We start from the raw sequence: 20,127 nt of genomic DNA, 5'->3' as shown, positions 1-20,127 counted from the left end.
CGGCCCCGTGACGCTCACGAAAATGTGCCGCATCCCAGGAGTGGAATCACGGGGGCCAGTGCACTGACGCCGTTGATCGGACACTTTCGCGAGCCCGGTGTCCACGGCAGTGCCCCCGAGGGCAGGGGGTGGGTCGCTCAGCGCACCGCCCATATAGTGGGAGGTACGTAGGAAATGAGATCAGGACGCGACACCACCTTCAGCGAGGAGGCCCCGCCCTGCAGCGTGCCGGCCAGCGTGGGGATGACGCGGAAGCGCGCCTGGAAGGCCTCGCCCGCGCCCCGGGGCGGCAATTGCAGCGTCACCGCGCCGTCCTCGGCGTCCCAGGACGACACCCGCCCCTCGGCCACCAGCGCATTCAGGCTGGCCGGGTCCACCTGCACGCCGGCGGGCAGCCCGTGGCGCAGCTCCAGCGCCAGTCCGGACGGGGTGGCCGCTTCCACCACCACCTCCGCCGGCTGCCCCACCTTCGCCTCCGTGGGGCCCTTCACCACCAGCTCCAGCCCGCCCTGCGACTCCGGCTTCCAGGGCACGGCGGCGGCCAGCGCCAGCGAGAAGCCCAGCCCCGGCACCGCGGGCTCCGCGCGCACCGTCCACGCGTGCGCGCCTCCCGAGCCCGGCGCCGCCGCCTCCAGCGCCAGCACCTCGCGCAGCGCCTTCGCGTCGTAGGTGCCCTCGGTGATGACCTGGCCGTCGCGCTCCAGCACCACGCGCACCCGGGCGGGCAGCGGCTCGCGGAAGAGGGCCACCACCGCGCGCAGCGCCAGCCGGTTGGCGCGCCCGCCGCCCCAGCCGAGGGCCGGCGCGTAGGTGGAGAGCAACGACGCGCCCAGGTCCGCCAGCGGCGCCTTCGTGTCGCCCTCCAGCGCCAGCACCGCCAGCGCCGTGGCCTCCGCCTCCGAGGGCGTCGCCCCGCTGGCGTCCACCACGCCCGGCTCCACCGGCAGGTACGCCGTGCCGCCGTCGCGCGTCTTCACCGCGTCGCGCACCTGGGTGCGCAGGTCGTCCTTCAGCGAGCCGGACACCGCGCCGCTCGCCAGCAGCGCCGCCGCGGTGTAGCCGTCCTTCACGTGGGCCCGGTTGCGCTCCAGCGCGCCGGTGGCCTTCGCGGTGAAGAGGGCCGCCCGGCGCTTGCCCTCCGGCGTCCCCGCCGCCGCATTCACCGCGCGCGTGCAGTCCGCGGTGGCCACCAGCAGCCGCTGCAGCGTCCAGCCTTCGCCGCCCTGGCAGGTGCCGTCCGGCAATTGCGCCGCCGCCACCTTCGCGGCCAGCCGCTCGCCCAGGCGGGAGAGCACCACGTTGTCCGGGTGGGCCAGCGCGCCTTCCGCCAGCAGCGCCGCCGTGGCCACGTCCGGCGCCCGGCCCTCGCGCAGCGCGCGCTGCGTGGCCTGCGCCAGCGCCTTGCGCATCGCCTCCACGTCCACGACGGCCTCCACCGGCTGCGCCGGCGCCGCCAGGCGCTTCGCGGCCCCCGAGGTGAGCGCCTTCAGCGCCTCCGAGGACTGCGTCTCCCCCAGCGCGGCGAGCAATTCCGGCGAGCGGCCGATGAGCATCAGCGTGTAGGCCACGTCCGCGGCGCCCTCGCGCCCGCCCGAGGCGGCCAGCTCCGAGCGCAGCACGCCCAGCGCGCCCGGGTACACGAGCAGCCGCACCCGCTCACTGCCGGCCTGCGCGTCGGAGGGGCCTTCCAGGCTCACCGTGCGCGGCGCCGCCAGCGTGCCGCCGCGCTGCCGCACCACGGGCCGCCCGGTGGGCCACACGTCGAAGTCCCGCACCACCGCGTCCGAGCTCCCCAGCGCGGCGCGCACGGCCACCGCGCCCGGCCCGGCGGCGCGCACCGTCACGTACTCCACCACGCTGCCTCGCGCCGGCACGCGCACCGTGCGGCTGCCGCCCTCCACCGTCGCGCCCTGGGCCTCCACCTTCAGCGACGTCTCCACGGCGGCGTCCGTCGTGTTCACCACCTGCACCGGCAGCCGCGCCGCGTCCCCCGCGCGGAGGAAGGGCGGCAGCACCGGGTCCACGTACGTGGGCAGCGTGCCGGCGAAGCCCGCCACCGTGCCCGCCTGCGCCCCCGAGCGCGAGTGCGCCAGCGCCAGCACCCGCCAGCGCGTCAGCCGGTCCGGCACGCGCACCGGCACCGTCGCCGCGCCGGAGGCGTCCGTCACCACCAGCGGCTCGAAGAGGAACGTCTCCGGGAACCAGGCGCGGCTGGGCGCGGAGCCCTCCGCCGGCGCCTGGTTCGCGTCCTCGCCCCCACCCCGGTCCTTCTTGGACATGTCGATGGCACCGCGCAGCTTCCCTCCTCCGCCGGGTGCTCCGCCGAAGGATTCGGCCACGGCCTCCTCCATCGGCATCGGCGCCGAGGAAGGCGCCGGAGCGGCGGCCATCCTCGGTGCCGGGGCTCCCTCCAGGCTGTCGAACTCGGCCTCGGGCTCCGCCTTGAGGGCGAAGCTCTGCCCCGCGGGCGCCGCGGAACGGCTGGCACCGCCGACCAGCCGGAACCCGAGCAGCAACACGAAGGCCAGCACCGCTCCCAGCACCACGCCCACCGTCCCCATCATCAACGTGCGCTTCATGGCGCCTCCCGGGCGACCCACGCGTTCCAGTTCTCCACGTCCTCCGGCAGCCGCGTCCCGCTCGTCACCACCGCCCGCGGGTCGGTGAGGGCCAGCAAGTCCTGCGGCAGCCGCGACAGCCGCAGCCGGCGGCCGAACGCGTCCGTCACCTTCTCGCCGCGCTGCTCACACGCCTCCAGCGCGCCGTCCCACAGCTTCGCGAGGTCCTCCGGGTCCAGCGTCTCGCCCTCGGGCGCCTTCTCCTCCCACGTCCGCACCCGCGCGTGCAGCTCCGCGAGCACCGCGTAGAAGGGGTCCGTCAACTCCGCGGACGGGTCGAAGGGCATCGCCGCGCTCACCGACACCGCCGGCTCGCCGTCCTCGCGCCGGGGCACCGCGCTCACGCGCAAGAGCGCCGCCGCCGCCGCGTTGGAGCCGCGGATGCGCCCCATGGCCAGCGCCTGCCCGTCCAGCACGCCGAAGGCCGACGAGGCCATGCTCGGCGCGGGCCGCACCGTGTCCAGCGACTCCGCCCCCGGCAGCGGCGCCAGCTGCGCCAGCGTCTCGTCCACGCCGAAGAGGCCCACCGCGGCGGGGCCCTCCTTGCCGTCCACCCGCGTGCGCAGCTGGAGCCGCGCCAGCTCGCCGGGCGCGTACACCGGCTTCTCCGGCGACACCTCCACGGAGAGCTGCGCGCGCGGCGGCACGTACACCCGCGCCACCGCGCCCTCCCACTGCGCCTCGGCCCAGCCCTCGAAGTCCGCCGGCAGCCGGAAGCGCACCGAGCGCGAGCCCCTGTCCACCTTCTCCTCCAGCGCCTTCGCGCCCACCTGGAGCACCAGCTTCTCCGGCAGCTGGCCCACGTAGTGCGGGCCGCGCATCAGGTCGATGCGCACCTCGTCCCCCGCGCGCGCCTGCACCGGCGTGGCGCGCAGGCGCGTGTTGGGCAGCTGCGCCGGACGCAGCACCAGCTTCGTGTCGCCCGCGTCCCTGCCGTCCACCTTCGCGCTCACCTTCAGCTCGTAGCCCGGGAAGACGGTGGCCATGGCCGGCCCGTCCTCATCCGAGCTGCCCGCCGGGTACGCGGTGAGGCGCGCCACGCCCAGGGCCTCGCCCCGGCTCGCATCCTCGCCTCGCGCGGGCAGCCGCAGCCGCGAGAAGCGCTCCTGGATGCAGGGCATCACCGACGCCGCCAGCATGCCCTCCTCCTTCGGCAGCGACACCCACGAGAGCGCGACTTCGGGCCCCGTCTTCGCCAGCCGCCAGCTCAGCGCGAGGGGCAGCGGCGCCTCCGCCGCGAGGTCTCGGGGCAGGCACGCGCGCGCATCCCTCGCCGCCGTGGCCAGCACGCCCCTCAGGTGCGCGCCCTCGCCGAAGGCCGCCTCCAGCTCCACCTCCAGCCGGGGCAGGCCCGCGTCCCTCGCGTCCCTCACGCCCAGGTAGAGCGACAGCACACGCTCCCGGCCAGGCGGCAGCACGCGCGAGCGCAGCGCCGCGGCGAGACACGCCGCCAGAGGCCCCTCCTGCCCCGCCACGTCCACCACCGCGCCACCCGCGCCCACGCGCACGCCCAGCTCCACGCTGACGTCGCCGTCGTCCGGCTCCACGAAGCGCGAGCACGGGAAGAGCGACGGCAACCAACCCTCCACCGCGAGCTGGTCCTTCAGCGCCGGCACGCTGTCCTCGTTCAGCAGGTCGCGCAGGCCGTTCAGCTCCACCGACGGCGGCGGAGGCGGCCGGCGCACCGGCATGGGCGGCACCACCACGTTGACGGGCGGGCCCGGGTCCAGCTGGAAGGCGGCCACGCCGTCCTCGTCCGCCACCGCGCGCACGCCCTCGTCGCGAGCGTCCCACGCGCGCTTCACCGTCAGCTCCGCGCCGGGCAGCACGCGGCCGTCCGCGGTGGTGGCGCGCAGGTAGACGCGGTTGCTGAAGCCCGCCACCAGCCCGTCCTCCAATTCCGTCACGGCGGACACGGCGAGGGCGTCCTCGGCCAGCAGCAGCGACACCGCGCCCTCCACGCGGTCTCCCGCCGCGTCCTTCGCCGCCACGCGCGCGTGCAGCCGCGCCTCGCCGCGCAGGTCCGCGGGCACGCGCGGCAGCGTCACCCGGAAGCGCCCCGCGGCGTCGGTGCGCGCGTGCTGGGGCAGCCCGCCGTCGAGCCAGCCCACCGGCGGCGGCCAGCCCCCGGACGCGTTCCAGTCCAGCGCCACCTCGGCGTCCGCCACCGGCGCGCCCGAGGCGTACACCACCTGCCCCTCCACCTCCGGCGTATCGCCGGCGCGCCAGAAGGGCCGGGGGCTGCTCGCCTCCACGCGGAAGCGCGGCAGGGTGAAGGGCTCCACCTTGAACTGCGCCTGCGCCGGGGTGCCGTTGCTCACCCAGCTCACCGTCCACGTCCCGGTGGCGGCGCCCCGGTCCAGCGGGAAGCTGCCGGCCACCACGCCCCAGGGGCCCGCGGGCGCGCGCTCCTCCAGCACCACCTCGCCGGACGGGTCCGTCAGCGTCCACGTCCCGGGCCGGCCGTCCAGCGGCGACAGGTCCTTCGCGCGCAGCGCCACCGCGCGGAAGCGCACCTCGTTGCCGGGCTCGTACAGCGGCCGGTCCGTCAGCACGTGCACGCGCGCGGGCGCATATAAAGGTAGCGCCGCGTCCACCGTGTCCGTGCCCAGTGGCGTGGTGACGCGGGCGCGCAGCCGGTAGTCGCCGTCCGGCACCTGCGGCAGCGCCACGCGCGTCACCAGCGGCCCGTGCGACTCCCGCCGCCAGCCGTGCTCCGGGTCCGGCGGCAGCGGCGTCTCCTTGCCGTCCGCGTCCACGAGGAACAGCTCCGCGGAGCCGCGCTGCACCGGCGCGTCCATCATCCCGCCGTGGCGGGGGCTGGGCGCATGCGCCTGGGCCCAGACGGACACCTGGCCCGTCGCCCCGCGAGACAGCCCGTCCCCGCTCACGCGCACCGTCTGCCGCATCTGCCCGTCCGGGCAGTACGCCATGGGCACGCCGTGCAGCAGGTAGGAGGACAGGCAGACCTCGAACGAGAGCACGGTGAGAAAGCCCCCGGCGAGCAGACCGGCGAGCCCCCCGATGAACAACGGGAGCCGGCCTCGGAAACGTTGCGTCATGCATCCTCCCCTGCCCCGCACTCTATGCCGGGAAGCACACGCTCTGCCGAGTCCCCTCTTTTCGCGCTCCGCCAGCGGTGCGCTAGGGTGCCGCACCTGCCTGCTCTCCCTCTTCGGCAGCACCCCACCATGCCCGCGCCGACGCCCAAGTCCCGCCCTCCCCAGGACGCCCTGCCCTCGCGGCTGGAGGCGTTGCTGGAGTCCCTCACAGACCGTCACCTCGCGGACCGGCTGGAGCGCGTGCACCGCGCGGCCGCCGTGGCCATCGACCGGCTGGGGCACCTGAGCATCGCGAAGTACGAGCCCACGTCGGTGGAGCCGGACGGCGGCGCGGACCTGTCGCTGTGGGAGACGATGGCGCCCGCCATCGGCGACACGCTGGTGGGCGTCAACCAGCTCGTCGCCGCCATCCACAAGGAGTTCCCCCCGCCCTCGCGCCCGGCCGGCACGAGCGAGGGCTGGGCGCCTCCGCCCGCAAGCTCCGACGAGCGGCTGGCGCAGGAGGTGGAGGCGGTGCTGCACTCCATCGCCGCGCTGCTGGCGAAGCGCGTGGGGGAGCTGGGCCTGCAGATGCGCCGCCCCGAAGTCGTGAGCGACCGCTGGACGCTGATGGCGGAGCTGCAGGCGTCCCGCGCCGACTTCAGCGTGCGCATCGGCGACCTCGTGTACCTCACCGCGGCGGCCTTCGAGCACGTGCGCCGCGAGGACGTGGTGCCCGGCTACGTGCACCAGGTGGCCGCCCGGGCCGCACTGCGCGCGGCGGCGGCGGACCTGCGCCGCTCCCTGCAAGGCCGGCTGGAGCGCGCCGCGAAGGCGGAGGCCCGCGCGCGCCCCGCGCTGGCGAAGCAGGTGGCGGAGAGCCTGTCGGCCTTCGTCTCGCTCCCCGCCTCGGTGGCGCTGCGCACGCCGCACAAGCACCAGATCCTGGAGCTGCGCGCGCGCCTGGTGGAGACGGCCGCGAAGCCCGAGCTGGAGCCGGACGCGCTGCCGGCGCTGGTGGAGCCCTTCCTCGTGGCCCTGGACGGGCACATGGAGGAGGTGACGCGCACCTGGCTCATCGTGCACGACCGCGCGGTGTGGGCGGAGTGCGGCATGAAGCTGGAGCAGGTGGAGATGCACCTGTCGCTCGGCTCGCCGGGCGCCGCGCGGGTGGTGGCGGACGCGGTGGACGCGGCGGGCGCGCTGCAGGGACGCGTGGGCGCCTTCGACGTCTTCCTGCGCAAGGCGCGCCAGCAGACCACCGAGGGCCTGGACGAGGCAGGGACGCGGGAGCTGCTCACGCTCTTCCGGGAGCGGCTCGCGGCCCTGCCGTTCAGCTGAAAGAGGGCTACTTCTTCGCGGCGTCGCCGGCCGGAGCGGCCGTGGCCTGCGCGGGCAGCGCCGGAGCCACGGGCTTGGGCGGCGTGACGCGGAGCTCGGCGAAGCGCGCGGCGAGCGTCTCCGGCGTCATCTCCTCCTGGTCCTGCTTGGGGTTGGTGTTCCAGCCGAAGTCCGCCGGCACCTTGCCGCCGCCCTGGCTGCCGTAGCCAATCATGTCCGGGAACTGCGTGGACCAGCGGCCCGCAGGGTCCGGCTCCTTGGTGATGTGCTGACGGTTGGGACGGTGGAGGAAGGGCTTGGGTGCGTCGCTCATGGTGCGAAAGCCTCTCCGAAAGCAGCCCGCAAGGGTAGAGGGAAGCGGAGGCCCGAGGCCTCAGGCCGCCCGCCGGGTGCGCTTGCGGCGCACGGCCGTCACGGGGGGCAGCACCCTTGGCCCCAGGGCGAACACCGCCGCGAAGTACCGGGCCTGGGCCTCGCTGCCATAGCGGTAGCGCCGGACCTCCCCTTCGCGCAGCCGCACCTCCACGCCCCAGCCTCGTCTGTCGTGGAGGAGCTCCACCTGTCCCACCTCGCCCATGCCATCCCCTCCCACATCCATTCCCCTCCGCTCTTGAAATCCCCGTGCCAGCGCCGCGCCGTAAGGACTCCGGGTTGCGGTGTCAGGGAGTCATCACTCCCCGTGGGGGCGGTAAGGATTGCAGGAGGGCCCGGTTGGCCGCCTGCCATGCAGAGGCACCGTGGAAGCAGGCCCCGGGGTGTGGACCCGAGTACAACCCCGGGTCGCCTTGTGCCCCACGAATCCTGCGTTAACTCAAAGGCATGACTCACTTCGAGAGCAGCAACGGCGACCGGTTCGCCGAATTCGTCCTTCCCGACGGCTGCGTGCTCTGCGGCGGCGAAGTGACTGTGCGCGCCTCACAGGCGGGCGCGCACAGCTACTGCCCGCAGTGTCACTGGCTGTCCAAGCCGAGCATGCGCGTGCGTGACAACGGCGTGGAGCTGTCCTTCGCCACGTCGGCGCAGGCGTAGCTCCCGACATCCTTGCCGGGTGGCGCGCAAGGCAGCTCCTGCCCCGCCACCCGCCGCTGCCTCACCGGGGGCCCCGCACAGCGGGCCCCCTTCTCTTTTTGCGCGCGAGCTTCGTGGGCCTCAGTGCGGCCCGTGGAGGCTGCTGGAGTGCCCCGTGGCGAGCACCTCGTCGCCACGCTGGCGGTCCTGCTCATCCCAGGCGCGGCCGTCCTCGTAGCCCCACTCGTTGAGGTCGACCCCGTACTGGACGTGGGACAGCAGCCGGCCGCGGCAGAGCTTCCGCTCCCAGTTGCCCTCCTGCACCGAGCCGCTGGCGCGCGACAGCAGCTCCTGCATCAGCCACTCGGGGACGATGGCGCGGTCCGCGGGGTAGGCGAAGCGGAAGAGCATGAGGTGGGAGAGGAGCACCTCCCAGTACCGGTCGAAGCGCTTGAGGAGCCGCGGCCAGTCGAAGTTGGCGCCCGTCTTCACGAGGAGGTGGGTGAGCTCGTGGCCGTCGAAGCGCTCGCGCTCCAGGACGAAGGCCTTGCTCCAGAAGATTTCCTCCGCTGGGGGCACCTTGCACGCGCAGCCGAGGAGCTGGGCGCAGACGGCGTGCTCGAACCAGCCGTCGTCGACGACGGTGAGGCCGTTGCCGGAGGCGAAGATGATGTCGACGAGGAAGTCGTCCCAGAAGGCCTTGTGGAGCCAGCCGTGGACGTTGCTCTCGGTGCGCCACCCGTTCTGGGCGAGCACCTCGAGGGCGCGGTCCGCGTCGACCTTGCGGATGAAGAGGTCCAGGTCCTTGGTGTCTCGATAGATGCCCGTGTAGTGCGCGAATGCGTACGCGCCGCCGACGAGGAATGGAATGCCGGCGTCAGAGAGTAACTGGATGGCGTAGGCGCGTGCGCCCAACTCGGCGACAGGTCGCCGGACCTCCATCCGCCGCGGGTCGCCCCCGGGTGCTCCCGAGGCCTTCGGTGGTTGCTCAGCCATGCGCAAAAGATAGGAGGACAGAGCCTGCACGACAGCGGTACGGCCGCGCGCCCGGATGCAGGGCAGGCAGGGAGGCACAGCGGTCGGTTCGGGGCGAGCGGCGGAGTGTTCGGCACCTCACGCGGAAGGGCCGCAGCCCTCGTCTGCCAACGTGAGTGAGACAGTCCATACCCGGCCAATCACCATGCTATTCATGAAAATAATGAATAGCCTCTCTTTTGCCGCACTCGCCATCGCCGCCCTGGTATCAGGTTGCTCCAGCTCCGCGCATTCCATGGCGAGTCGCCGCGAGTACTACGCACAGAGCACATGCATGGACAGCGAGACCTGCTGCCTGCAGCGCAACGCCGGCATACCCGATGCGTGTGGCCTCAGCTCCTCCGAGGCCGCCGTCCTCATGGGCGGTGCGAAGGCGGCGGCAGACGCCGCTGAAGCTTGGGACGACTCGCATAACGCGGACCTTCCTGAATGGAAGCAGCGTTGCATCCGTGCCTACGGTGACTGCCGAGAATTTGGCTGGACCGGCTCGTGCTACGACTGCTTCCGATACTGTGAGGGCCAGCAGGAATGGCCAGAGGACAAGTGCACTCCGGGCAAGAAGTAGAGGTGACGCATGTCCGAGAAGGTTGATTGGGACCCCATCCGCGCACTGGCACGCAGGGTCATCCGCGAAGGGGCACCGCTCATTCTCAGTGATGATGTGTGCGCACTCCTCCGGCGCACAGCGCGAGAAGTGGGCATCGGCGATGCCGACACCGAGCAGGCACTGGCGACGGACGGGGGAGCGCTAGAGCTCCTACGCGAATGCTCGCGGCGCATCACTGACGGGTCCAACAGGCTGATGGACGCGTTACACAGGATGTACCGGCATCAGAAAGCTGGCGACTTCGACAGCGCACGCCAGGAGATGCGCGATGTGCTGGCCGTCGAAGTCGTGCCTCGCTACCGGGAAACGGCGCAAGGCCAACTGGCCGGCATGGCCGACGAGCCATGACGGAACCGGGAACGCCGCCACTGCCGCATCCCCCCGGTGAGTCTGAGTCGTCCCCGCCGTCAGCGGGTGGGCAGCTCGCGGCAGGCGAGGCCATCCAGGCCCAGGCGGCGGACGGCCTCCACGAACCGCTCGGTGCCGATGAACATCGTCGCGAAGTTGCCCACCCGGAACAGGTCCAGGTCCGAGGGCAGGGAAGCCGCGTCCAGGATGGGTTCGTCGGGCCATCTGAATGCGTGCCGACCGCAGGTGGCGCACGGTGGAGACACATCCGGCGGAATGCAGTCCGGGTGCAGCCGGCCATGAGGCTCCACCTGGAGCTCCAGCAACTCCAGCGGGTTCTTCTGTCGGAACCGCAGCGCTGTCGGGCAGCCCGACAAGCCCCGCACACCCTCTGCCTGGAGACGTTCCAGCGAATCCCGCTGCACGAGAAGTACCTCGATGACCCATACAAAGGCGGCAAGCTTCCCGGAGGCACGGCCCACCAGCGGCCCGAAGTCCGTGCCAGGTGGCAGTTCGGCATTCGGGGGCGCCAGGGGACGTACCAGCTCGCGCAGGCGCGCGAACTCGGAGAAGGGTTCGGGCCTCGGCCTCTCGAACTCACCACGCTCTGGCAGCTGCGACAGGTCGACGCACGGGTACGTGTGGCCCGAAGCGCTCCATGTCACGCCGCACATGTGGCACGCCGCACCGGGGAGCCCCCACGTGTGGGCCCCGTGGACTTCCCCGCCGTACTTCGTTGCGACCTCGTCGTCCTCATCCACCCAGAAGAATCGGCCCATCAGTCCTCACGTACCGGGGCGGGAATAGTAGGACTGAATAGGGCCGCCCGTGAGCTGGAAGCGGTAGATGAGCTCGCCCGCGTGCTTGTAGATCTCCTCTGGACTGGCCCCTGAGTTGCGCCTCTTGAAGTCTCGCCAGGCTTGATTCCACTGCCCTCCACGCCCACCTACGTTGTGAATCCGGTGATGCAGCTCGAAGGGAATCGGCATCGTGTAGCTGTGGATCTTGATGCCTTGTTTCTCGAACCACCTCGCCAGCTCCTCCTCCTGGGGGAAGATGTGGTGCTTCTCCCAGCGCCCGGGCGGGAGCCGGTGTGACGGCGGGATGATTCGCTCGGGGGCGCCGTTCCAGTTGGGAAAGACCATGACGGCGCCACCGGGGAGCTTCCCCGCGCCGCCCCAGTTTCTCCGGGGACCACTCCCCGGCGCCGCCGCTGCTGGAGGGCGCGTAGGAGGGAAGCGCGCCGGCTCGACTTCACCGGGCACGTCCTGGCAGCGGTAGAAGCCGCAGGCATCACCCAGACACAGAAGCGAGACGCACTGGTCATCCTCTGGTGTGTGGCACTCCAGCTCCGCCTCTTCCCATGCCTGCGCCATGGGAGTGGGTGGTGTGGTGGTGCAGCCCAACCAGAACACGGTCGACAACGAGAACCATAAAACAAGAAAGTCTCGCATATCCTGCGAACCCTACCATCCGGGTCTGTTCTCACATGGAGTAGCCCCGTCCTGGGGGCGCCACCCGCCCTCACCGCACCAGCCACAGCATCAACGGCGCCGTCGCGAACGACAGCGGAATCCCCACGCCGACCATCAGCACGGCCAGCTCCGGGTCCAGCTTGTGCTCGGCGGCGAGAATCGCCGCGCTCACCATGGGCGCCATTGCCGCCTGGAGCACCGTGGCCTGCACCACCACCGGCGCCAGCCCCGGCATCGCCAGCAGTCCCAGCGCCACCAGCCCCGGCACCAGGAACAGCTTGTAGGACAGCCCCAGCGCCAGCGCCGGAATCCGGTGGCTCACGCCCGTCAGCCGCAGCTGCAACCCCACCGAGAACAACGCCAGCGGCGTGAGCAGCGCGCCCAGCCGCTCCAGCACCGTGTCCACCCAGACGGGAAAGCCCCACGGCCGCAGCGCCAGCGACACCACCAGCGCGAGGAACGGCGGAAACGTCGCCACCTTCCGCGCCAGCACGCTCCACGGCAGCTCCTTCTCCGCGCTCGCTCGCGTTGCGGCCAGCGTCGCCAGCGTGGACAGCACGAGGAACGAGCCGAGCTGGTCCGCCACCACCGCCACCGCCAGGCCGCCCTGCCCCAGCAGCGCCTCCGCCATGGGCAGTCCGACGAAGGCCGTATTGCCCAGCCCCGCCGTCAGCACCAGCGCCATTACCGACTGCCGTGACAGCCCCAGCCGTGGCCCCAGCAGCCGGAAGAACGGACCCGCCGCCAGGTAGTACAGCCACGGCACCACCGCGGCCACGATGAGCTCTGGCACGAACTCCAGCCGGTGCATCACCCGCAGCACCAGCGCCGGCAGCGCGACATACAGGATGAAGGTGTTGAACGCGCCCGCCGCGCCCTCGGTGAACCTGCCGCTGCGCCGGGCCAGCACGCCCAGCAGCAAGCACGTCCCCAGCAACCCGATGACCGCACTCATGACGTCCGCGCCTTCCCTCGCCGCGCCTGTCCCGCCCGAGCGCGCGACGCCGCCTTCCCACGCTTCACCGCCCCACCCGAAGGCACAGGCGACTTCCCCTGCCCATCCGAGCCCACCGCTCCCGCCAGAGGCCCGGACGGCTTCTTCCGCGCATCCGAACCCACCGCTCCCGCCAGAGGCCCGGACGGCTTCTTCCGCGCATCCGAGCCCACCGCTCCCGCCAGAGGCCCGGCCGGCTTCTTCCGCGCATCCGGACCCACCTCCCCACCCGGAAGCATGAGCGACCGCCCGCGCGCCTCCGCCTCACCTCCCATCCCCGCGCTCCACTCCGAAGCCAATCCCCCTCCCGCCAGCAACGGCCGGTCGCGCTGGATGACCTCCGACAGGAAGTCCATCACCGCCCGCACCCGGGCGCTCTGCTGCAAGTCCGGATGCACCACCAGCCAGATGTCCCGCCGCAGCGCCGCCACCGGAGGCAAGAGCCGCCGCAGCCCCGGCGCCGTGTCCCCCTGGAAACACGGCATCAACCCCAGCCCCACGCCCGCCCCCGTCGCGGCCACCACCGACAGCAATGAATTGCACCGCAACACCACCCGCGCGGACGTGGCCACCTCGCCCATCCACCGCGCCTCCGGCCACTTCGCCGCCGCGTCCGCGTAGCCGATGACGTCATGCCCCGCGAAGCCCACCGCCGGGTCCGGCAGCCCGCGCCGCGCCAGGTACCCCTCCGACGCGTAGAGGGAAATCGCAATCTCCCCCACCTTGCGAGCCACCAGCGACGCCTCCTTCGGCCGCGTCAGCCGCACCGCCAGGTCCGCCTCGCGCCGCGCCAGGTCCAGCGCGCCATAGTCCGTGAGGAACTGCACCTCGATGCCCGGGTGCCGCTCGCGGAACACGCCGAAGCGCGGCAGCAGGTGATTCACGGCGAACGCCTCCGTCGTCGTCACCCGCACCACGCCCTCCAGCCGCGCGTCCTCTCCGCCCGCCCGCCGCTCCACCGCGAGCACCGACGCCTCCATCTCCTCCACCGTGCCGCGGATGCCCTGCCCCGCCGCCGTCAGCACCAGCCGCCCCGGCGTCCGGTCGAACAGCCGCGTCCCCAACTCCTCCTCGAGCACTGTCAGCCGGCGCCCCACCGTCGTCGCGTCCACCTTCAGCGCCCGCGCCGCCGCCGCGAGCGTCCCCTCGCGTGAGATGGCCAGGAAGTACCGCAGGTCATTCCAGTCCGGCATGGCGCCCTGCAAGATTGCAGGCACCCCCGGCAAACTCCAGCGTTTCCGCATGGCCGCCTCCAGGGCATTCATGGCTCCACCCACGGGCCGCGACGAAGCGGCCCCGCACCCCACGGGAGCACCGCCATGAACACCACCCTCCGCCTCGCCCTCACCCTCTCCGCCCTCTCCGCCGCCGCGTGCGGTGGCGCCAGGACTGCCGTGAAGCCGCAGGACCTCGCCGGCAGGTGGGACAGCGCCACCTGCGAGGCCATCCCCAACGGGGACGGCTCCAACAGCTACATCCAGCGCCACTTCCAGCTCACCGAGGCGAAGTGGACCCTCGACCTCGACGCCTTCGGCGACGCGCAGTGCCAGACGAAGCTCTTCACCGCCCGCGTCGCCGGCCCCTACACGCTGGAGCGCGACTCGGAGAAGGTGACCGGCGCCACCGAGGGCAACTTCGTCTTCGGCGAGCGCTACCTCACCGCGCACGTGCAGCCGCTCGCGGACGCCTTCGCCCAGTCCGGCTGCGGCGCGGGCGCATGGACGGTGGGCGCCGAGCAGGCCGTCCCCGGCGCGTGCCTCTCCTTCAAGCCCCTCACCCTGTGCGGCACCGACCACGACGTGGTGAAGGTGGACGGCGACAAGCTCTTCTTCGGCCAGCGCCCGGCGGACAACGACATGTGCTCCCCGGACAAGCGCCCGCAGACGCTCGCCTCGCACCCCTTGGTCAAGGGCTGAGGCCCTCGCACCCGGAACGCCTCGCACGGCCGCCGTCAGGAAGCGGCGGCCCGGTCGACTGTGCCAGACTCCCACGAGCGGACATGTCGACTCCGGACGCCAAAGAGACCCTGGATGCGCACCACCCCGACTCGCCCCCGGGAAGCGAGGCGGCGGAGCGGCTCTACCTCTTGGTCTTCGAAGGGGACTCGAGCTCGCTCTGTCCCCTGCCACGCGAGGGGGAGCTGCTGATTGGCCGTGGCAGCACGGCGGACCTCCGCGTGCAGGACGCCTCGGTGAGCCGCCACCATGCGCGGGTGAGCGTGACGGAGGGCGTGGCGCGCATCTCGGACCTGGACAGCCACAACGGCGTCAAGGTCAACGGGGTCCGGGTGGAAGGCGCGCAGCCCCTGCGCAACGGCGACGTGGTGGAGCTGGGGGACGTCACCCTCGTCCTCAACTGCGAGGCCCGCCCCCGCGCCACCCATCCCCTGCTGGACGCCAATGCCTTGCAGTCCCGGCTCGCCGACGAGCTGGAGCGCGTGGTGCGCTACGAGCGCAGCGTGGGCGTCGTCGCGCTGGAGCTCGGCCCCTCCACCGCCTCCCTCGCCGAGCTCGTCCGCGCCGCGAGCGGAGGCGGCCTGCGGCGCATGGACGTCGTCGGGCAGCAGGGCCCCGGTCAGCTCGTCATCCTCCTGCCGGAGCTGACGCGGGACGAAGCGGAGGACTCCGCCCGGCACCTCCTCGAGGCGCTCCTGCCGCTCGTCCCCGGAGCCCGCGCGGGACTGGCGACGGCCCCTCAAGATGGCATGGACGCGGATGCGCTCCTGTCCGCCGCGCGGGCCGCGGCGCTCGCGGCGCCCACCGGAGGCGTGGGCCTCAGTGGCCCCAACCTCTACCGGCTGGAGCTGGGAGAGCGCTCGGTCATCGTGGCGGACGCCGCCATGGTGCGCATCTACGAGCAGCTGCGGCGGCTGGCCTCCAGCTCGATTGCCGTCCTCATCCACGGCGAAACGGGCTCGGGCAAGGAGAACGCGGCCTGGGCCGTGCACCACTGGTCCAAGCGCGCGAGCGGTCCCTTCCTCGCGGTCAACTGCGCGACGCTCGTCGAAGCCCTCGCGGAGAGCACGCTCTTCGGCCACGAGCGCGGCGCCTTCTCCGGCGCGACGGCGTCCCAGCCCGGCCTGTTCGAGAAGGCCAGCGGCGGCACCCTCTTCCTCGACGAGGTGGCCGAGCTGTCCCTCCCGGTGCAGGCCAAGCTGCTGCGCGCGCTGGACCAGAAGCGCATCACCCGGCTGGGGGACACGCGCGAGCGCCCCGTGGACGTGCGCATCGTCGCCGCCACCCACCAGAGCCTCGCCGACGCGGTGAAGGCCGGGCGCTTCCGCGAGGACCTGTTCTTCCGCCTCTCCACCGCCGTGGTGCTGCTGCGCCCCCTGCGCAGCCGGCCGCGCGAGGTGCCGCTGCTGGCGCGCGCCTTCCTGGAAGAGGCCTGCGCTCGCGAAGGACGGCCGCCGCTCGACATCTCCGCCGCCGCCATGGAGCTGCTGTGCGCGTACCACTGGGAGGGCAACGTGCGCGTGCTGAAGGGCGTCATGGAGCGCGCGGCGGCCATGGCGGATGGCCCCGTGCTGGAGCCCTCGCACCTGCCGGACGCCCTCCAGCGCCAGGAGCCTGACGACGCCGGGCCGCCCGCGCCTCCAAAGGACCCCGAGGCGAAGGCCCCCGCGGCGCCACGCGCCTTCCGGCCCATCGCCGAGGAGCTCCGGGAGCTGGAGCGGCAGCGGATGCTGGAGGCCCTGGAGGCGACGGGCGGCGTGCAGAAGCACGCGGCGCGGCTCATCGGCATGCCGCTGCGGACCTTCGCGCTCAAGTACAAGCAGTATGGACTGTCTCGCTGGACCCGACCCGAGACATGACCGCCAAGGCCCCTGGCTCCTCCACCTGGCAGCCGCCCACCGACTTCGCGGAATACCACCTCCTGGAGCCGCTGGGCCGGGGGGCCATGGGCGAGGTCTACCTGGCGCGGGACACCCTGCTGGACCGGCTGGTGGCGGTGAAGTTCATCGCGGGCCTGGCGCCCCAGGAGGGTCAGCGAGAGCGCTTCCGCAACGAGGCGCGCGCCATCGCCCGGGTGCAGCACCCCAACGTGGTGGGCATCTACCGCGTGGGCGAGGTGCTCCGCAGGCCCTACCTGGTCTCCGAGTTCGTGCGAGGACAGAGCCTCGACAAGCTCGCCCTCCCGCTGCCGTGGACGCGCGTGCTCACGCTCGGCATCGGCCTGGCGCGCGGGCTCGCGGCGGCGCACCGGCGCGGTGTCGTGCACCGCGACCTCAAGCCCGCCAACGCCATGCTGACGGAGGACGGCGAAACCAAGCTGCTCGACTTCGGAGTGGCCAAGCTCCTCGACGCGGCGGCGGGACTGTCCGAGCCGCCGGGCATCCCGGACGTGGCCCCACCGCTCCGGCTTCCCGACGCGGGGGAGCGGGACGCGAGCACCGCGGACCTCGTGCGGACCGGCACGACTCCGCCACCCGCCGGAGCACCGCCCACGCCGCCAGCAGTCGCCGTCAGGACGGGACTGGTGGGCACGCCGAGCTACATGGCACCGGAGACGTGGCACGGCGCCGCCGCCTCCCCGCGCGGCGACGTCTACTCCTTCGGGGTGATGCTCTACGAGCTGTGCACCGGCGCCCCGCCGTACCGGGCGGACTCGGTGCAGGACCTGCGCGAGGCGGTGCTCCAGGGGCCGTACCGCCCGCTCGCGCAGGTGGAGCCCCGGGTGGACCCGGCCTTCGCCGCCATCATCGACCGCTGCCTGTCACGCGAGCCGTCCGCGCGCTTCGCCTCGGGCGATGCGCTCCGCGAGGCGCTCGAGGCGCTGCGTGAGAGCACCGGTGACGCGGCGCCGTCCACCGAGCCGCCCTACCCCGGCCTCCACCCCTTCAGCGCCCGCAACCGCGCCACCTTCTCCGGCCGCGCCGCGGACATCCGCGCGCTGCTGGACCGGCTGCGCGCCGAGCCGCTGGTGCTGGTGGCGGGTGACTCCGGCGTGGGGAAGTCCTCGCTGTGCCGCGCGGGCGTCCTGCCCCGCGTGGCCGAGGGCGCCCTGGGCCCGGGCACGTGGACGACGTGCGAGCTGCTCCCGGGGCGGCACCCGCTCGCGGCGCTCGCGGCGGCGCTGGCTCCGCTCACGGGAGAAGACGAGACCGCGCTGCTGTCCGAGCTGCGCGAGGCACCGGCGGAGCTGGGGCGCCGGGTGCGCGCGGGCAGTGACACGCGGGGCGTGCTCGTGCTCGTGGACCAGCTGGAGGAGCTGCTCACCCTCGCCCCGCCCGAGGACGCGGAGCGCTTCGCCGTCGCGCTGGAGTCGCTCACGGCGGGTGGGCCGAAGCTGCGGGTGCTGGCCACGGCGCGCGGCGACTTCCTCGCGCGGCTGGCCTCGCTGCCGGGACTGGGCGAGGTGCTCTCGGGCGGTGGGCTGTACCTCCTGCAGCGGCCAACGCCGGAGGGACTGAGGGAGGCCGTCGTCGCGCCCGCGCGCGGCCAGGGCTTCGCCTTCGAGTCGGAGGAGCTGGTTGAGACGCTGGTGAAGGCCGGTGGCGGGGACGGCGGGCTGCCGCTGCTCCAGTTCGCCCTGGCGGAGCTGTGGGAGCGCAGAGACCGCGAGCGCCACGTGATTCCTGCGGCGGCGCTGGTGGCATTGGGCGGCGTCGACGGCGCGCTGGCCCGCCATGCCGACGGCGTGCTGTCCACCCTGCTCCCGGTGGAGCGGAGCGCCGCGCGGCGCCTTCTCCTCCGGCTGGTGACGGCGGAGGGGACGCGCGAGCGGCGCACACGCGCGGAGCTGCTGGGCGACGAGGGCCGCGAGGAGCGCCCTGCCCGCGCGGCCCTGGAGGCCCTGGTGCGCGGCCGGCTGGTGGTGGCCCGGGAGGCCGCGGGAGAGGAGGCGGGCGCGGGCACCTACGCGCTGGCGCACGAGGCGCTGCTGGTGCGCTGGGACACGCTGCGCGGCTGGCTCGCGGGAGACGTGGAGCGGCGAGTGCTGCACCAGCGGCTGGAGCGGGCCTGCGCGGAGTGGCAACGGCTGGGGCAAGCGGAGGACCTGCTGTGGCGCGGCTCCCAGCTCGCGGAAGCCGCGCGCCTGCCCACGGAGGCGCTGGGGGATGCGGAGCGCACGTTCCTCCGCGAGTCACGCCGGCTGGGGACACGGCGGCTCGTCGCACGCGTCGCCGCGGTGCTGTCGCTGCCCCTCGTCGCGGCCGCCGTGTACGGGGGCCTCCAGCTCCAGGAGCTGCGCGCCCGGGAGCGGGACATCGCCCAATCCGTGGCGGTGGCCGAGCGGGCGATGGCGCTCGCCCACGCGGAGCAGGCGCGCGCGGAGACGCTGCGGCGCACGGCCTTCGCGGCCTTCGACACGGGCCGCAAGCAGGAGGGGGAGTCGACGTGGGCGGACGCGCTGGCGACCCTCGCCACGGTGGAGCGCGCGCATGGCGAGGCGAGCACGGCGCTGGACACCGCGCTCCGCAGGGACTTCGGCCACGCGGACGTGCGCCGCCGCTTCGCCGAGGTGCTCTTCGAGCGCATCGTGCTCGCCGAGCACCTGCGCCGCCACGCGCTGCACGCCGAGCTGCTCCAGCGCCTCGCCAGCGTCGACGACACCGGAGAAGTCCAACGCCGCCTCCAGGCGCCGGCACGGCTGGACCTGGAGACCACCCCCACCGGCGCCACGGTGCGCGTCGAGCGCGTGCTGCAGGACGGAGGCAGACAGCGCTGGTCCGCTCCCGAGCCTCTCGGCACGACACCGCTGCGGGGCGCCACGCTGCCGCCGGGCTCCTACCGCCTGACGTTCCACCTGCCCGACCGCCCGCCCGTCCTCTACCCGGTGCTGCTGGAGCGCGGGGAGCACCACGAGGCCCGTCTCGCGCTGCCCGCCGCTGTTCCCGACGGCTATGTGTATGTGCCGCCCGGGCGATTCCTGTACGGCAGCGGCGACGAGGAGGCCATCCGACGCAACCTGGTGCTGGCCCAGCCGCTCCACGCGCTCACGACGGAGGGGTACCTCGTCGGACGCACCGAGGTCACCCACGGCGAGTGGCTCGCCTTCCTTCGCACGCTCCCGCCCGACGAGCGCGCCAGGCGCCGGCCCCATGGCACCAACTACTTCGGAAGCATCGACGTCGTGGAGCTGGCCAATGGCCGATGGGAGTTCCGCATGGAGCGCCCGGGGCACGTCTACCGTGCCCGGGAAGGCGAGCGCGTTCACTACCCCGAGCGCGAACACCGCATCGACCAGGACTGGCTGCGCTTTCCCGTGTCCGGTGTGTCCTGGGAGGACGCCCAGGCCTACGTCGCCTGGCTGGACGCAACGGGCCGCCTGCGCGGTGCCCGCCTCTGCGATGACCGCGAGTGGGAGCGCGCGGCGCGCGGCGCGGACGGGCGGACCTTTCCTCATGGCGACCGGCTCGAACCGGACGACGCCAACTTCGATGCGACGTATGGCCGCAAGTCTCTTGCCTTCGGTCCCGACGAGGTCGGCTCACATCCCGACTCCGACAGCCCCTTCGGGGCCGCGGACTTCGCGGGCAACGTGTGGGAGTGGATGCGCTCGGTGACTTCGCCCGACATGCCCACCTACGGCGGAGGCTGCTTCTACCAGGACATGTTCACCGCCCGCAGCCTCAACCACGGTGACGGAGAGCCGCGACTGCGCAATCCCTTCATCGGGCTGCGTGTCTGCGCTCCGGCCCCCGCGCCCTGAGGTC

General features: G+C 73.1%; 15 protein-coding genes. 6 read left to right on the top strand and 9 right to left on the bottom strand.

The window, feature by feature from the left end; all coding sequences use genetic code 11:
- Positions 1-137: 137 nt before the first annotated feature.
- Entirely contained in the window at positions 138-2,579 is a 2,442-nt protein-coding gene (locus tag ACX9TP_RS05320) for an alpha-2-macroglobulin family protein (RefSeq protein WP_482978624.1), read from the bottom strand.
- On the bottom strand, positions 2,576-5,179 hold the full coding sequence (locus ACX9TP_RS05315; RefSeq protein ID WP_482978623.1) for an MG2 domain-containing protein: 2,604 nt from the start codon (positions 5,177-5,179) through the stop codon (positions 2,576-2,578). The genes ACX9TP_RS05320 and ACX9TP_RS05315 overlap by 4 nt, the downstream gene beginning before the upstream one ends.
- A gap of 630 nt (positions 5,180-5,809) precedes the next feature.
- Between ACX9TP_RS05315 and ACX9TP_RS05310 the strand changes: the two genes are divergently transcribed.
- A complete protein-coding gene (locus ACX9TP_RS05310; RefSeq protein ID WP_482978622.1) occupies positions 5,810-7,000 on the top strand; it encodes a hypothetical protein in 1,191 nt (396 codons plus the stop codon).
- 7 nt (positions 7,001-7,007) lie between these two features.
- On the opposite strand, the gene ACX9TP_RS05305 is transcribed toward ACX9TP_RS05310, so the two are convergent.
- Positions 7,008-7,313 (bottom strand): hypothetical protein, encoded by a 306-nt coding sequence (locus tag ACX9TP_RS05305; protein ID WP_482978621.1) that lies wholly within the window; start codon positions 7,311-7,313, stop codon positions 7,008-7,010.
- Between the two features lie 60 nt (positions 7,314-7,373).
- Positions 7,374-7,598 carry a hypothetical protein gene (locus ACX9TP_RS05300; protein WP_482978620.1) on the bottom strand — a complete coding sequence of 75 codons (225 nt, stop codon included), beginning with the start codon at positions 7,596-7,598 and terminating at the stop codon, positions 7,374-7,376.
- A gap of 221 nt (positions 7,599-7,819) precedes the next feature.
- Here ACX9TP_RS05300 and ACX9TP_RS05295 point away from each other — a divergent pair, with 221 nt between their 5' ends.
- A complete protein-coding gene (locus ACX9TP_RS05295) occupies positions 7,820-8,029 on the top strand; it encodes a hypothetical protein (protein ID WP_164008711.1) in 210 nt (69 codons plus the stop codon).
- A 120-nt stretch (positions 8,030-8,149) separates the two neighbouring features.
- On the opposite strand, the gene ACX9TP_RS05290 is transcribed toward ACX9TP_RS05295, so the two are convergent.
- Positions 8,150-8,950, bottom strand: a complete 801-nt coding sequence (locus ACX9TP_RS05290; protein ID WP_482978619.1) for a nucleotidyltransferase family protein — start codon at positions 8,948-8,950, stop codon at positions 8,150-8,152.
- A 667-nt stretch (positions 8,951-9,617) separates the two neighbouring features.
- Here ACX9TP_RS05290 and ACX9TP_RS05285 point away from each other — a divergent pair.
- On the top strand, positions 9,618-9,998 hold the full coding sequence (locus ACX9TP_RS05285; RefSeq protein WP_482978618.1) for a DUSAM domain-containing protein: 381 nt from the start codon (positions 9,618-9,620) through the stop codon (positions 9,996-9,998).
- A 59-nt stretch (positions 9,999-10,057) separates the two neighbouring features.
- On the opposite strand, the gene sitI6 is transcribed toward ACX9TP_RS05285, so the two are convergent.
- The 4 genes from sitI6 to ACX9TP_RS05265 all read right to left on the bottom strand — a co-directional run bounded on the left by sitI6 (position 10,058) and on the right by ACX9TP_RS05265 (position 13,684).
- Positions 10,058-10,777, bottom strand: a complete 720-nt coding sequence (gene sitI6 / locus ACX9TP_RS05280) for a SitI6 family double-CXXCG motif immunity protein (protein ID WP_482978617.1) — start codon at positions 10,775-10,777, stop codon at positions 10,058-10,060.
- A gap of 6 nt (positions 10,778-10,783) precedes the next feature.
- A complete protein-coding gene (sitA6, locus tag ACX9TP_RS05275) occupies positions 10,784-11,452 on the bottom strand; it encodes a SitA6 family polymorphic toxin lipoprotein (RefSeq protein WP_482978616.1) in 669 nt (222 codons plus the stop codon).
- 70 nt (positions 11,453-11,522) lie between these two features.
- Positions 11,523-12,428 (bottom strand): AEC family transporter, encoded by a 906-nt coding sequence (locus ACX9TP_RS05270; protein WP_482978615.1) that lies wholly within the window; start codon positions 12,426-12,428, stop codon positions 11,523-11,525.
- Positions 12,425-13,684: a LysR family transcriptional regulator gene (locus tag ACX9TP_RS05265; protein ID WP_482978614.1), complete on the bottom strand. Its 1,260-nt coding sequence runs from the start codon at positions 13,682-13,684 to the stop codon at positions 12,425-12,427. Before ACX9TP_RS05265 ends, ACX9TP_RS05270 begins: the two co-directional genes overlap by 4 nt.
- 102 nt (positions 13,685-13,786) lie before the next feature.
- Between ACX9TP_RS05265 and ACX9TP_RS05260 the strand changes: the two genes are divergently transcribed.
- The 3 genes from ACX9TP_RS05260 to ACX9TP_RS05250 all read left to right on the top strand — a co-directional run bounded on the left by ACX9TP_RS05260 (position 13,787) and on the right by ACX9TP_RS05250 (position 20,123).
- Entirely contained in the window at positions 13,787-14,383 is a 597-nt protein-coding gene (locus ACX9TP_RS05260) for a hypothetical protein (protein WP_482978613.1), read from the top strand.
- A gap of 83 nt (positions 14,384-14,466) precedes the next feature.
- Positions 14,467-16,281, top strand: coding sequence for a sigma 54-interacting transcriptional regulator (locus tag ACX9TP_RS05255; RefSeq protein WP_482978612.1), 1,815 nt, complete (start codon positions 14,467-14,469; stop codon positions 16,279-16,281).
- Entirely contained in the window at positions 16,278-20,123 is a 3,846-nt protein-coding gene (locus tag ACX9TP_RS05250; protein ID WP_482978611.1) for an nSTAND1 domain-containing NTPase, read from the top strand. The genes ACX9TP_RS05255 and ACX9TP_RS05250 overlap by 4 nt, the downstream gene beginning before the upstream one ends.
- Positions 20,124-20,127: the final 4 nt, after the last annotated feature.

The organism is Pyxidicoccus sp. M15, from assembly GCF_056858435.1.
This window is presented reverse-complemented; position numbering and strand designations above follow the sequence as displayed.